The sequence below is a fragment of the Halorhabdus tiamatea SARL4B genome, from assembly GCF_000470655.1.
Classification (GTDB): Archaea; Halobacteriota; Halobacteria; order Halobacteriales; family Haloarculaceae; genus Halorhabdus; species Halorhabdus tiamatea.
The window spans coordinates 417,248-429,595 of the sequence record NC_021921.1; the positions used below are offsets into that span (position 1 = coordinate 417,248).

A 12,348-nucleotide genomic window follows, 5' to 3' on the forward strand; every position below is an offset into this window, starting at 1 on the left:
GACGCGGTCGGTTCCTCGTGGATCGAAACGCTATCTCGCCGGCGCGACGACTCCGCGCAGGTCGGGCCAGTAGAACCACCACACGAGTGTCCAGGCGACGAGGGTGCCCAGCGGGACGACGACGTAGCTACCGCGGCGGAAGAATCCCCAGGCGACCGTGAGTTGCGTCACGCCGACGAGAACGAGCAGGCCGGCCGTCACCCGCGGATCGCCGCGGTCGAACACTTCCAGGGTGACACTCCCGACCGCGAGGACGTAAATCGCACCACCGAGCGGCCAGGCGGAGAGAAACGGCGGCGGGCCACTGCCGGTGGCCGAGAGGTACTCCGGGAGGAGCGTGACGTAGAACGCGACCGGATCGACCAGTCCCCACGGCATGATCAGCGTCACGTGCCCGCCGCTGAGCAGGACTGTCCAGGGGACGACCAGCAGTCCGAGAACAGCGAGCAGACGCGTCCGGGCCGCATTGTTCGTTGGCATCGCCCGGGATCACCGATCAATGACGAGCCGGAGGACGTCCTCGTCGGCGAGTTCGTGATCGCGACCGACCTGCTGGTCGTCGTGGGCCGCGCTCTCCCCGGAGACACGCGCAAAGCGGAAGCGATCGTCGAAGCGCCCACCGATCTTCTCGCAGGCGTCGCCGACCGTGTCCCCCTCGGTGAGAATGAGCGGTTCGTCGTAATCGACGCCGCGGCCGGGCTTGTCCATGTAGATCCGGATCAGGCCGAGTTCGTCCCAGATACGCTCGGTCAGGCTCTCTAAGCCCTTCTCCTTCTCGGCGCTGATGAAGATGGCGTCGTCGGGATCGACGTCGATGTCACGCAGGTCGCTCTTGACGGTGTCGACGTAGCTTGGATCGATGAGGTCGACCTTGTTGACGGCGACGATCGAGGGCAGGTACTCGCGGTTGTCCATGATCCCGTCGATCAGGCGGTCGATGTCGACCTGTTCGCCGATCGTCACGTCGGCATTGACGAACTCGTGCTCCCGGAGGACGCTCTTGACCGTCTGTTCGTCCAGATCGAGGTCGACGGAGGCGTTGACGGCGATGCCGTCCTTGTGTTTCTTGCGGACGTTGACTCGCGGGGGCTCGACGTCCAGTCGGACTTTGTTCTTATATAGTTCCTCGCGGAGGCGCTCGTACTGCTGGATCTCGAAGGCCGAGAGCACGAAGAGAACGAGATCGGCCGTCCGGACCACCGAGAGGACCGCCTTGCCGTCGCCCCGCCCCCCAGCCGCGCCTTCGATGAGTCCCGGGACGTCGAGCAACTGGATGTTCGCGCCGTTGTACTGGAGCATCCCGGGGTTGACGTCGAGGGTGGTGAAGTCGTAGGAACCGACCTCGCTGTCGGCGTTGGTCAGCGCGTTGATGAGCGTCGATTTACCGACGCTCGGGAACCCGACGAGGGCGACGGTCGCGTCACCGGTCTTCTCGACGGCGTAGCCGTCGCCGCCGCCCGAACTCGACTGGCGCTTCTCGAACTCTTCCTTTTTCTCGGCGAGTTTGGCCTTCAGCCGGCCGATATGCTCCTCGGTGGCCTTGTTGTAGGGCGTGGACGCGATCTCTTCTTCGAGCTCCTCGATCTCCGCTTGCAGCCCCATTACCCGACTCTCGGCCGTCCCGACTCAAAAGCGCTTCCGTCCGCGTCGCGGGGTGTGGTGACGCTCGTGGGCGCGCCGGACTTCGATACACTCATCCGACGGCGGACCGACACAACATGTGATGTCAACCGCGTCTCGCCTCCGGGACAGCACGCAGATCCTGCTCCCGGCCGACGCTATCGACGGCCTCTCAGAGGACCTCACGGATCGGTTCACCGTCACGATCCGTCGCGAACAGTCACGGGTCCGTATCATCGGCAGTCCCGTCGAGATCAAGCAGGCGAGCGCGTTTTTAACCCGGAACGGCGTCGCTGTCGAGTGACCGGTGCCACTGTGGTCTGACCGGCGCGCTGCGGCGAGGTGCGGTCGCCGATCGCGCGCCGGCTCGAAAAACAATTCTTAAATCCACGCCGACGGACATCCGTGTATGGCTGGAACGATTGAAGTACTCGTTGCTGGCGGACAGGTCGACCCTGGTCCACCGCTCGGGCCCGAACTCGGGCCGACTCCTGTCGACGTGCAGGCCGTCGTCGGAGAGATCAACGATCAGACCGAGGCGTTCGATGGCACAGAAGTACCTGTAACTGTCGAGTACGAGGACGACGGCTCGTTCTCTATCGACGTGGGTGTCCCGCCGACCGCGGCGCTCATCAAGGACGAGGCCGGCTTCGAGACCGGCAGTGGCGAGCCCCAGGCGGACTTCGTCGCCGACCTCTCGATGGAGCAGGTCAAGACCATCGCCGAGCAGAAGCATCCCGACCTGCTTTCCTACGAACTCAAGCAGGCCGCAAAGGAGATCATCGGCACCTGCGTCACGCTGGGCGTCACGATCGAGGGCGACGACCCCCGCGAGGTCGCGGCGAAGATCGACGACGGCGAGTACGACGGGATCCTGGCGGACGAAGCGACAGCGTAGTCCGCCAGGGCTCGAGACGCGAGCAGAGCGAGCGTCTCGGTGTTCTCGTCGACGCGGCCGAAGCGTAGCGAGGCCGTCCGCACCGGACGATTTCCACTGGTTTTCGGGGGAGTTCCCGCCCCGTGGTCGATACCGGCGAGGCGAACCTGTACAGCGCGCGAGACTATGGTTCGACGTCGTCCGCACCGTCTGGTATGTCCCCGTCGTCACCAGCGGCCGCCGGTGAATCGGGAGCCGGGACGTGAATCGAGACCGTCGTCCCGCGATCGACGCCGGTCGAGACCGTGACGGTGCCGCCGATCTGGGCGAGCAACCAGTTGACCAGCCAGACGCCGAGGCCGCTGCCGTGGTCGATCGAGGTCTCCTCGAGCTGGTTGGTCAACAGTGCTTCTTCGACCATCGGAATGCCGGGGCCGTTGTCTTCGACGTCGATGCGGACTTCTCCAGTGGTTTCGACCTCTTCGGGCGCAACCTCCTGGCGGGAGACCGACACCGCGACTCGCCGATCCGACTCCGGCAGGTCGTTGTGGAGGAGTGCGTTCCGGACGATTTCCTCGACGACGATCGGCAGCGTCGCCGAGTCAAGCGCCCAGGCCGTCTCTGGCAGGTCAGTTTCGATCGTGGCCGCCGAGAACTGCGAGGTCAGGACGTCGAGGCGACTCTCGACGATCGAGACGACCTCGACTGGTTCGAGCGCCTGTTTCGGCTTCGTGAGTAGATCGTCGTAGAGCGTCCGGGCGTGCTCGCTCGTGTTGATGAGCCGGAGGGCCGTCGAGCGGATCTTCTCGAGGTCGGATTCGACGGCCGGCGAGACGTCCTCCTCGGCCAGCGCCCGCTCGGCGTGGGAGGTGACGACGTTCATGTCGTTGCGGAGGTTGTGCCGGAGGACGCGATTCAGGACCCGAAGCTGGGAATCGCGTTGCTTGAGCATCGTCGAGACCGCGTTGAACCGGTCGCTCATCCGTTGCCACTCGTCGATGATACCCAGATCGAGATCCGTCCGATATTCGCCGGATTCGAGCGCCTTGAGCGCGTCGCTCAGTTCTTGAATCTGTGCGAACGTCGTTCGTGACACCCAGAGGCCGACCACCGCGATCGAGAGCAGCGCGACGATGATGCCGCCGGCCTGCATCATCGTCGCGACCCGCAACTGTCGGGCGATCGACGCGGTCGACCGGGCGACGCTGACGGTCCAATCGGTCCGTGGGACCGTTTCGTTCGCCGTGATCGGATCGCGAACGGTGCCGTGGTCGCTGAACAGCGTCTGGCCGTCGGCTGTAACCGTGACGAACTCGTTCGCGCGACTGACCTCGGTGACGTTACCGAACAACGTTGTCGGGCCGATCTCGAGGTTGCCGGTGAAAACGCCCATGGGAAATCCGTCTGGGCCCAAAATCGGAACCGCGATCCGAATGACGTAGTCGCCATCCAGCGTCTGATCGACGTCACTCACGTACGTCTCCCCGGCGAGCGGTCGCTGCATGAATGTCCGCGAAGAGTAATCGTTATTGACGATGGCGGCCCGTTCCGCCGAGGTGAGGTCCGAGCCAGCGATCGAAACGAGCGCACCCTCGGCGCTGTAGACGCTGGCGCTGTCGAAGGCAGTCCGGTCGAGAAACGTCTCGAGCGATCCCGTCTGCTGGAATGTCCCAGCCGAGACGTCGATCGTCGTCGCCCAGAGTTCGACGGACGTCGTCGTTGTCTCGAGCCAGGTGTCGATTCGATCTGCGACGACAGTGGCGGTCTGTTCGACCGCCTGTTGCTCCTGGGCACGCACGTCGTTTTTGTGTAAGGTAAAACCGACGAATATCGTTCCGGACAGAACCAGCGCAATAACGATCAGGACGCTAGCCAGGGTTGTCCGGAGGCGCATGTAAGGGTATACGCTACGGTGGGCGTGTGACGATGTAAATGTAGCGAGACGTGGATCGACGGGGCCGTTAGATTCGGTTCGACGGGTTTAAGTGTCGCTTCGGCGTCGTATCAGAGGAGACAGGCAAGTGCCTGTTTCACTGACCCGTAGCAGCCCAACGGGCGTACTACGGAGGTGGACAATGGCAGATCAGGACATAGAGAACGCAGTAACTCGTGCACTCAGCGATGCACCCGAGCGGAACTTCCGCGAAACGGTGGATCTCGCTGTCAACTTGCGCGACATCGATCTTGACGACCCGTCGAACCGTATCGACGAGAGTATCGTACTCCCATCCGGGACTGGCCAGGAGACCGCGATCGTGGTCTTCGCAGAGGGCGAGACCGCGATCCGGGCCGAGGAGGTCGCCGACGACGTCCTCGACGGTGACGAACTCGAGGACCTGGGCGACGACGAAGACCAGGCGAAGGATCTCGCCGAGGAGACCGACTTCTTCGTGGCGGAAGCCGCGATGATGCAGGACATCGGTCGCTACCTCGGGACGATCCTCGGGCCGCGCGGGAAGATGCCCGAACCGCTTCAGCCCGACGACGACGTCGTCGAGGTCGTCGAACGGATGAAAAACACCGTCCAGGTGCGGAGTGGCGACCGGCGAACCTTCCACACGCGAGTCGGAGCCCAAGACATGGACGCCGAGGAGATCGCCGACAACGTCGACGTGATCCTCCGTCGACTCCACGCCGACCTGGAGAAGGGGCCGCTGAACCTGGATTCGGTGTACGTGAAAACGACCATGGGGCCGGCCGTGGAGGTGGCCTGATGAGCGCCGAATCCGAACGCAAGACCGAACACATCCCCGAGTGGAAGCGCGAGGAGATCGACGATGTCGTCGAGATGATCGAATCCTACGACAGCGTCGGTGTCGTCGACCTGACGGGCATCCCGAGCCAACAGCTCCAGGACATGCGCCGGAATCTCTACGGCACTGCGGAGCTGCGCGTCAGCCGGAACACGCTCGTCGAGCGTGCCCTGGATGAGGTCGACGAGGGCCTCGAAACGCTCGTCGAGTTCGTCTCGGGCCACGTGGGTCTCATCGGGACCAACGACAACCCCTTCAGCCTCTATCAGCAACTCGAAGCCTCGAAGACGTCGGCCCCGATCAACGCCGGCGAGGTCGCGCCGAACGACATCGTGATCCCCGAGGGCGACACCGGGATCGATCCCGGGCCGTTCGTCGGTGAGCTTCAGAGTGTCGGCGCGAACGCCCGCATCCAGGAAGGCTCGATCCAGGTGCTCGAGGACTCGACAGTGCTCGAGGCTGGCGGGGAAGTCTCGGCCGATCTCTCGAACGTGCTGGCCGAACTCGGCATCGAGCCCAAGGAAGTCGGGCTCGATCTCCGGGCCGTCTACGCCGAGGGCGTCCTCTTCGAACCCGAGGATCTCGAACTCGACATCGAGGCGTACCGCAGCGACGTCCAGGCCGCAGCCGGTCGCGCCCGGAACCTCTCGATCAACGCCGTCTACCCGACGGCCGAGACCGGGCCGGCACTGCTCCAGAAGGCCCGCGGCGAGGCAAAGAGCCTCGGCGTGCAGGCCTCCATCGAGAGCCCGGACCTGGCCGACGACCTCGTGAGCAAGGCCGACGCACAGGTACGCGCACTCGTCGGTCAGATCGACGACGAGGCGGCCCTGCCCGAAGAACTACAGGGCGTCGAGACCGATACTGCGTCCGAGGAAGCCACAGCGGAACAGGCAGACGATCAAGCGGAAGACGACGTCGAGGACACCACTGACGACGCCGACGATGCCGAAGACGGCGACGACGATGAAGACGGCGGCGACGGTGGCGACGCACTCGGCGCGATGTTCGACTAACTAACGGAGGAGACAACTATGGAATACGTTTACGCAGCACTCATCCTGAACGAGACTGGCGAAGAGCTCAACGAAGACAACCTGACGGACGTACTCGAGGCAGCCGGCGTCGACGTCGAGGAGTCCCGCGTGAAGGCCCTCGTGGCCGCACTCGAGGACGTCGACATCGACGAGGCCGTCGAAGAGGCTGCCGCCGTCCCCGCAGCGACGGGCGGCGCGGCCGGCGGCGAAGCCGAAGCCGCTGACGACGAGGATGACGAGGAAGCCGACGAGGAAGAAGCAGCCGACGACGACGAGGACGACGGCGACGACGAGGACGAGGAGGCCAGCGGCGAGGGCCTCGGCGAACTCTTCGGGTAACGACGAGTCCGTCTTTTTCGACGTGTAGGACGCTCCAGCCAGCGGCAGCACGATGTCGTCACTCGAACGACCGGTCCGGATCGCCGGCGACGACTGTGTCGAGCAGTAGTTCCTGGAAGCCGTCCGCGTCGACGGACGTGATTACGTCAGTCCGGGGTTCCCGATCCGTGATCCCGTGTGTGTCGACGATCGTCGAGCCCCGCGTCAATCCCTCGCGTTCGTCCACGTCGACGACAGCGGCCTCGCGCTGCTCGATCAGTTCCGGGAAGACAGCGACGGCACTCGCGAGCGCGTCCGGTTGGGCTGTCCCCGCCCAGTAGGCGTCGTCTCCGGCCCCTTCGGCGTCCGGCCGGAAGACCGTCTCGTAGAACGCGGCAAACTCGGAGTCCCCAGCAGCGTCGGTGATACGCGCCTCCGCACTCCCATCGAGTGTGCCGTCCCGCAGGGTAAGCCCCCAGTCGACCAGCGTGACCGCGAGTTCGTCGAGCACGATCTTCGCGGCGTCGGGGTCGGCCCAGACGTTGAACTCAGCGGCCGGCGTGACGTTGCCCGCGGAGTGGACGTTCCCGCCCATCACGACGACGTCCGCGAGAAGTTCGCCCAACTTCGGCTCGCGTTCTAGCGCGAGCGCGACGTTGGTGAGCGGGGCCAGACAGACGAGCGTGATCTCGCCCGGGTGTTCGCGGGCCGCCTCGACGATGTACTCCGGGCCGAACCCCGCGGCCGATGGGACGTCCGTCTCGGGGACGAGATCCGGGCCGAGCCCGCCCTCGCCGTGGACGTCGGTCGCGTGATCGTGGTCCTTGACCAGCGGCGATCGTGCGCCCTCGTAGACGGGAATCTCTCCGGCGACGTCGGCGAGATCCAGCGTGTACTTCGCGTTCTCGACCTGGCGATCGAAGGCGACGTTGCCGGCGGCGATCGTGAGTGCCTCGACGTCGACGCGGTCCGAGAGCACGGCGAGCAGGATGGCGAGCGTGTCGTCGGTTGCGGTGTCGGTGTCGATGATGACGCGATCTGCCATGGTCGAGATTTCGAGGCGCGACGTAGGTGTCTTTCGTCACGGGGCCGGACGGCTGTCACTCGTCCGCTCGGAGATCTTCGATCGCCGCCCGCGTGGGTAGCGACGGTGCTGCGCCGGTCTGTGTCGTCGCGAGCGCCCCGGCAGCGGCCCCGACGTCCAGCGCGTCTCGAAGCCGGAGGCCGTCACCGAGTGCCGTGGCGAACGCGCCGACGAACGCGTCCCCGGCCCCGGTCGTGTCGACAGGATCGACCGCGTAGGCGTCGAGTTCGATCGTCTCCGATGGCGTACTCGCGAAGACACCCGCCTCGCCGAGCGTGACGACGACCACCTGCTCGTCGTGTGTGCGCAGGGCCGCGGCCGTCTCGACGAGTTCGTCCTGCGAGAGTTGTCCCTTCGAATCCCCGTCGGCATAGAACAGCGCCTCCGTTTCGTTCACGACGAGAAAGTCGACGCGTTCGAGCAGGTCCTCCCGGACGGTCTCAGCGGGTGCCGGGTTCAGGACCGTCCTCGCGCCCTGCGCGTGTGCCTGCTCGAAGAACGTCCGGATCGTCGGCTGGGGAATCTCGAATTGCGAGAGCACGACCGCGTCGTCTTCCATCCCGACGTCACCGACGTCTGCGGGGGCGAGCGCCGCGTTAGCCCCGGGCACGGCGACGATGGCGTTCTCCGAATCGGCGTCGACAGTGATGAGGGCGACCCCGGTCGAGGTGTTCGAGGCACGGTGGACGCCAGCTGTCGAGAGCCCGTCTTCGGTGTCGAGATCAGCCAGCAGCTCCTCGCCGAAACGGTCGTCGCCGACGGCCCCGATCAACTCGACGGCCGCGCCCGATCGCGCGGCTGCGATCGCCTGATTGGCACCTTTCCCGCCCAGGCCAAACGAGGCGGACTCGCCGGGTACTGTCTCGCCAGGCTGTGGCCGCCGTTCGAGTCGGACCGCGATGTCCTGATTGATGCTTCCAGCGACGTAGACGTTGCCCATACCCCGACTTTGCCCGGAGTGCCGAAGAATGCTTGCCTCTCGATTACAGGACTATCGACGGACGGCGTACCCGTCGCAGTCCCGTCGCTGCCGCGGCCTGCGTGAGTGATCGCATCGCGTTCGACTGGCTGGTGCGTCGGCACAGTACCGATCCCTTCGACTGCGATAATATTGTCTATACTATACAATACGACCCTATTCATGAATCGTACATATGAGTACGTACTACTTAAAAGACCCTGATTACCGGGGTCGGTTATATCAAAGTAATTCAATGCCCCGTCAATATACACAATGTACAACACTACGGTCCCGGAGGATATTGTGAGTTCTTTCCAATACTATGGGAACACTTATGTGCGAGCGAGCGATACGAACGGGCGACACCAATGGCTGACGTTGACTTCCCCGAACCCGAGCAGTCGGCACCGACGATCGAGCCGAAGGCGCTCAAGCAGCGAATCGACGACGGCGAGTCGGTCACCCTCCTCGACGTGCGTACCGGGAGCGACTACGAGGAGTGGCACATCGATGGCGAGACCGTTGAGACGATCAACGTGCCCTACTACGAGTTCCTCGACGACGACATCGGCGACGGCGTCTTCGAGTCGATTCCGGACGGTGGAACGGTTACCGTTATCTGTGCGAAGGGAGAGGCGAGCGAGTACATCGCCGGCGTGCTGAAGGACCGGGGCTACGACGCCGAAAGCGTCGCGCTCGGCATGAACGGCTGGGCGGAGATCTACGAGGCCGTCGAAGTCTCGGGCTACGACGGCCCGGGCACCGTCGTTCAGTATCAGCGGCCCTCGAGCGGTTGTCTGGGCTACCTCGTCGTCGACGACGGCGAGGCCGCGGTGATCGACCCGCTTCGGGCCTTTACCGACCGCTACCTGGACGACGCCAAAGAGCACGGGGCCGACCTCCGCTACGCACTCGATACACACGTTCACGCCGACCACGTCTCGGGGATTCGCGCACTCGCCGAGGCGAGCGTCGAGGCCGTCCTGCCCGCCGCGGCGATCGACCGCGGCGTCGAAGACGCAGACGACCTGACTGGCGCCGAAGACGGCGACGTCTTCACCGTCGGCGACGTCGAAATCGAGGCGATCCACACCCCCGGCCACACGACCGGCATGACCTCCTATCTCGTCGGCGACGCCCTGCTCGCGACCGGCGACGGGCTGTTCGTCGAGAGCGTCGCCCGGCCGGACCTGGAGGCCGGCGACGCGGGCGCTGAAGACGCGGCCCAGCAGCTCTATGAGACGCTGCAGGAACGCATCCTCACGCTGTCCGACGACGTCCTGATCGCCGGTGGCCACACGAGCGACGCGGCCGAACCCGCCGCCGACGGCACCTACACCGCGACGCTCGGGGATCTCCGGGCGGAGATGGACGCCCTCTCGATGGACGAGGCGGACTTCGTGGAACTGATCCTGGCGGACATGCCACCCCGGCCGGCCAACTACGAGGACATCATCGCGACCAACCTCGGCCAGCACCGGATCGACGACGAGGAGGCCTTCAGCCTCGAACTCGGGCCGAACAACTGCGCGGCCAGCCAGGATTCACTGGCCGGAGACTGATCGGAGAGCATGTTCCCGGACCCTATCGTCCTGTCGCTGTTCGAGACGCTGTTCCCGGAAGGGATCACTCGCTACGCCGTCGGCGGGCTGTTCGTCGGCCTCGGAACCGCCATCATCTACGCGGCCACCGCCATCGCTCCCGGCGCGAGTTCCTTCCTCGAGTCGACGCTGACGTACGTCTCGGATCGCTCGCGCTTTCAGCAGTACCGCGCCTCGCGTGACTGGCGGATCGTCTTCACCGTCGGGATCGTCCTCGGGGCGGCCGTCTACGCCCTCATATGGCAGGGCGAAGCCTGGACGACCGACGTCCAGCCCTGGCGACTCCTGGCCGGCGGGATCCTCGTCGGGATCGGCACCAGACTCGGCAAAGGCTGTACGTCCGGGCACGGCGTCTGCGGGATCGGGTCGCGCTCGAAGACGTCGCTGGTCGGCGTGATCACCTTCCTGGGCGTCGCCATCGCGACGGCCCAGGTCGTCATGGCACTGGGGGTGAGTCCCTGATGGCGGGCGCGAACGACCCCGACAGCGGGCGGCACCCGCTGTTCATGCCGGTGATCCTCCTCGGCGGACTCGTCTTCGGCTTTGGCCTCGCCGCGAGTCACATGGCACGCCCGGAAGTCGTGCTGGACTTCCTCCAGCTCACCGATCTCGGCCTGCTGTTCGTGATGTTCGGCGCGGCAGTCGTTTCGGGGCTGGCCTTCGTGGTGATGCCACGCCTTCGCGAGCGTGCGCCGCTGACCGGCGACACCTACGGCCGCCGGCTGAAGTCCTTCGATCGGAACGTCCTGATCGGCGGGGCGATCTTCGGCCTCGGCTGGGGGATCTCCGGTGTCTGTCCGGGGTCGGGCTACGCGAGCCTGGGGATCGGCAACTGGCCGATCCTGCTCGCCATCGCCGGGATGTTCATCGGCGCGTACCTCCAGGGCGTCTGGCGCGAACGAACGAACTAAGCGCGTTCTCTATTTGCTGCATTCTATGGATCCAGCCACGATTGCACTGTTCGTCGTCGCAAGCCTCGCGAGCCTGTTCATGGCGTGGGTCATCGGGGCGGGATCGAGCGGCGCGACACCGTTTGCCCCTGCCGTCGGGGCCAACGCTATCTCGACGCTCCGGGCGGCCTTCGTCGTCGGTGTCCTGGGCTTTCTCGGCGCGGTAACCCAGGGTGGGAACGTCTCGGAAGCTGTCGGGAACGGCCTCGTCGAGGGAGTGACACTCCCGGCGACGGGCGTCATCGCCGTCCTGTTGATCGGCGCGGGGCTGATGGCGATCGGGATCAAGACCGGCTACCCGATCGCGACGGCCTTCACGGTGACCGGCGCAGTGATCGGCGTCGGCCTCGCGATGGGCGGCGATCCGGCGTGGGCGAAGTATCAGGAAGTCGGCGCGCTGTGGGTCCTGACGCCGATCGGCGGCGGCGCGGTCGCGTTCGCGATCGCTCGAACGCTCCCCCGCCCGGACGTGCCCGAGGACGTGAGCGTGCCCATCCTGGCCGCGATCGTCGGCGCAGTGGTCGTCAACCTGGAGTTCGCGTTCCTCGGGAGCGTCGGCGGGACGATCGCGACTGCGGGCGGGCGCGTGGTGCCAGCGGGTGGCCGTTTTTCGGTGCCGCTGGTTACCGGCCTCGCCGCCGTCGCGAGTGCACTCGTCGTCCGGTGGGACGTGGGCCGCGATCTGACTGGTGGACTTCGGCGTTTCCTGCTCGCGCTCGGCTCGCTCGTGGCGTTCTCGGCCGGCGCGAGTCAGGTCGGGCTCGCCGTCGGTCCGTTGCTCCCGCTCTTCGAGGGGCAGTCGATGGTCCCCACGTTCGCGATCCTGCTCGGCGGCGGGCTTGGCATCCTGGTGGGCTCCTGGACCGGTGCACCGCGGATGATCACGGCCCTCTCCCAGGAGTATGCTTCGCTGGGCCCGCGGCGCTCGATCGCGACGCTCGTCCCGTCGTTTCTGATTGCCCAACTCGCGGTCTTGCTCGGCGTCCCGGTCTCGTTCAACGAGATCATCGTCAGCGGGATGGCGGTGGGCGGAGCCGACGTCAGCGGACGAAAGCTGACGATAACTGTTCTCGCGTGGGTCGGCTCGCTCGCGCTGTCGCTGGGGCTCGGCTATGGCGCTGTCACTGTCCTGCGAATCGGTTAAGAA

General features: G+C 65.5%; 14 protein-coding genes. 9 read left to right on the forward strand and 5 right to left on the reverse strand.

Going from position 1 to position 12,348, the window contains the following annotated elements:
• Positions 1-30: 30 nt before the first annotated feature.
• The gene (locus HTIA_RS02160; RefSeq protein WP_008524375.1) at positions 31-480 is read right to left on the reverse strand and encodes a TIGR04206 family protein; all 450 of its coding nucleotides are present in this window, start codon (positions 478-480) and stop codon (positions 31-33) included.
• Positions 481-489: 9 nt separating this feature from the next.
• Positions 490-1,602: an OBG GTPase family GTP-binding protein gene (locus HTIA_RS02165; RefSeq protein WP_008524374.1), complete on the reverse strand. Its 1,113-nt coding sequence runs from the start codon at positions 1,600-1,602 to the stop codon at positions 490-492.
• Between the two features lie 121 nt (positions 1,603-1,723).
• Between HTIA_RS02165 and HTIA_RS02170 the strand changes: the two genes are divergently transcribed.
• Both HTIA_RS02170 and HTIA_RS02175 read left to right on the forward strand, forming a co-directional pair.
• On the forward strand, positions 1,724-1,924 hold the full coding sequence (locus tag HTIA_RS02170) for a VNG_1110C family protein (RefSeq protein WP_008524373.1): 201 nt from the start codon (positions 1,724-1,726) through the stop codon (positions 1,922-1,924).
• A 105-nt stretch (positions 1,925-2,029) separates the two neighbouring features.
• Positions 2,030-2,518 (forward strand): 50S ribosomal protein L11, encoded by a 489-nt coding sequence (locus HTIA_RS02175; protein WP_008524371.1) that lies wholly within the window; start codon positions 2,030-2,032, stop codon positions 2,516-2,518.
• Between the two features lie 163 nt (positions 2,519-2,681).
• Here HTIA_RS02175 and HTIA_RS02180 read toward each other — a convergent pair whose 3' ends face one another.
• Positions 2,682-4,295, reverse strand: a complete 1,614-nt coding sequence (locus HTIA_RS02180; protein ID WP_020935970.1) for a sensor histidine kinase — start codon at positions 4,293-4,295, stop codon at positions 2,682-2,684.
• 277 nt (positions 4,296-4,572) lie between these two features.
• Here HTIA_RS02180 and HTIA_RS02185 point away from each other — a divergent pair, with 277 nt between their 5' ends.
• From HTIA_RS02185 to rpl12p, 3 genes are read left to right on the forward strand one after another with little or no spacing between them, the layout of a single operon-like run.
• Entirely contained in the window at positions 4,573-5,211 is a 639-nt protein-coding gene (locus tag HTIA_RS02185; RefSeq protein ID WP_008524369.1) for a 50S ribosomal protein L1, read from the forward strand.
• Complete coding sequence (locus HTIA_RS02190) at positions 5,211-6,266, forward strand: 50S ribosomal protein L10 (protein ID WP_008524368.1); 1,056 nt, start codon at positions 5,211-5,213, stop codon at positions 6,264-6,266. The genes HTIA_RS02185 and HTIA_RS02190 overlap by 1 nt, the downstream gene beginning before the upstream one ends.
• Before the next feature lie 18 nt (positions 6,267-6,284).
• On the forward strand, positions 6,285-6,626 hold the full coding sequence (gene rpl12p, locus HTIA_RS02195) for a 50S ribosomal protein P1 (RefSeq protein ID WP_008524367.1): 342 nt from the start codon (positions 6,285-6,287) through the stop codon (positions 6,624-6,626).
• Positions 6,627-6,684: 58 nt separating this feature from the next.
• On the opposite strand, the gene HTIA_RS02200 is transcribed toward rpl12p, so the two are convergent.
• Positions 6,685-7,650, reverse strand: a complete 966-nt coding sequence (locus HTIA_RS02200; protein WP_008524366.1) for a nucleoside hydrolase — start codon at positions 7,648-7,650, stop codon at positions 6,685-6,687.
• Positions 7,651-7,705: 55 nt separating this feature from the next.
• A complete protein-coding gene (locus tag HTIA_RS02205) occupies positions 7,706-8,629 on the reverse strand; it encodes a ribokinase (RefSeq protein WP_008524365.1) in 924 nt (307 codons plus the stop codon).
• A 389-nt stretch (positions 8,630-9,018) separates the two neighbouring features.
• On the opposite strand from HTIA_RS02205, the gene HTIA_RS02210 reads away from it, so the two are divergent.
• From HTIA_RS02210 to HTIA_RS02225, 4 genes are read left to right on the forward strand one after another with little or no spacing between them, the layout of a single operon-like run.
• Positions 9,019-10,212: an MBL fold metallo-hydrolase gene (locus HTIA_RS02210; protein ID WP_008524364.1), complete on the forward strand. Its 1,194-nt coding sequence runs from the start codon at positions 9,019-9,021 to the stop codon at positions 10,210-10,212.
• Between the two features lie 9 nt (positions 10,213-10,221).
• Positions 10,222-10,713 (forward strand): YeeE/YedE family protein, encoded by a 492-nt coding sequence (locus tag HTIA_RS02215; RefSeq protein WP_008524363.1) that lies wholly within the window; start codon positions 10,222-10,224, stop codon positions 10,711-10,713.
• On the forward strand, positions 10,713-11,162 hold the full coding sequence (locus HTIA_RS02220; protein WP_008524360.1) for a YeeE/YedE family protein: 450 nt from the start codon (positions 10,713-10,715) through the stop codon (positions 11,160-11,162). Before HTIA_RS02215 ends, HTIA_RS02220 begins: the two co-directional genes overlap by 1 nt.
• Positions 11,163-11,187: 25 nt before the next feature.
• Positions 11,188-12,345 carry an inorganic phosphate transporter gene (locus HTIA_RS02225; protein ID WP_008527438.1) on the forward strand — a complete coding sequence of 386 codons (1,158 nt, stop codon included), beginning with the start codon at positions 11,188-11,190 and terminating at the stop codon, positions 12,343-12,345.
• Positions 12,346-12,348 lie beyond the last annotated feature (3 nt).

Excerpts from the sequence above, each read along its gene's own strand:
- HTIA_RS02225 (WP_008527438.1), top strand. The coding sequence starts at position 11,188 with ATGGATCCAGCCACGATTGCACTGTTCGTCGTCGCAAGCCTCGCGAGC.
- rpl12p (WP_008524367.1), top strand. The coding sequence starts at position 6,285 with ATGGAATACGTTTACGCAGCACTCATCCTGAACGAGACTGGCGAAGAG.
- HTIA_RS02170 (WP_008524373.1), top strand. The coding sequence starts at position 1,724 with ATGTCAACCGCGTCTCGCCTCCGGGACAGCACGCAGATCCTGCTCCCG.
- HTIA_RS02160 (WP_008524375.1), bottom strand. The coding sequence starts at position 480 with ATGCCAACGAACAATGCGGCCCGGACGCGTCTGCTCGCTGTTCTCGGA.
- HTIA_RS02190 (WP_008524368.1), top strand. The coding sequence starts at position 5,211 with ATGAGCGCCGAATCCGAACGCAAGACCGAACACATCCCCGAGTGGAAG.
- HTIA_RS02205 (WP_008524365.1), bottom strand. The coding sequence starts at position 8,629 with ATGGGCAACGTCTACGTCGCTGGAAGCATCAATCAGGACATCGCGGTC.
- HTIA_RS02210 (WP_008524364.1), top strand. The coding sequence starts at position 9,019 with ATGGCTGACGTTGACTTCCCCGAACCCGAGCAGTCGGCACCGACGATC.
- HTIA_RS02165 (WP_008524374.1), bottom strand. The coding sequence starts at position 1,602 with ATGGGGCTGCAAGCGGAGATCGAGGAGCTCGAAGAAGAGATCGCGTCC.
- HTIA_RS02200 (WP_008524366.1), bottom strand. The coding sequence starts at position 7,650 with ATGGCAGATCGCGTCATCATCGACACCGACACCGCAACCGACGACACG.
- HTIA_RS02185 (WP_008524369.1), top strand. The coding sequence starts at position 4,573 with ATGGCAGATCAGGACATAGAGAACGCAGTAACTCGTGCACTCAGCGAT.
- HTIA_RS02175 (WP_008524371.1), top strand. The coding sequence starts at position 2,030 with ATGGCTGGAACGATTGAAGTACTCGTTGCTGGCGGACAGGTCGACCCT.
- HTIA_RS02215 (WP_008524363.1), top strand. The coding sequence starts at position 10,222 with ATGTTCCCGGACCCTATCGTCCTGTCGCTGTTCGAGACGCTGTTCCCG.
- HTIA_RS02220 (WP_008524360.1), top strand. The coding sequence starts at position 10,713 with ATGGCGGGCGCGAACGACCCCGACAGCGGGCGGCACCCGCTGTTCATG.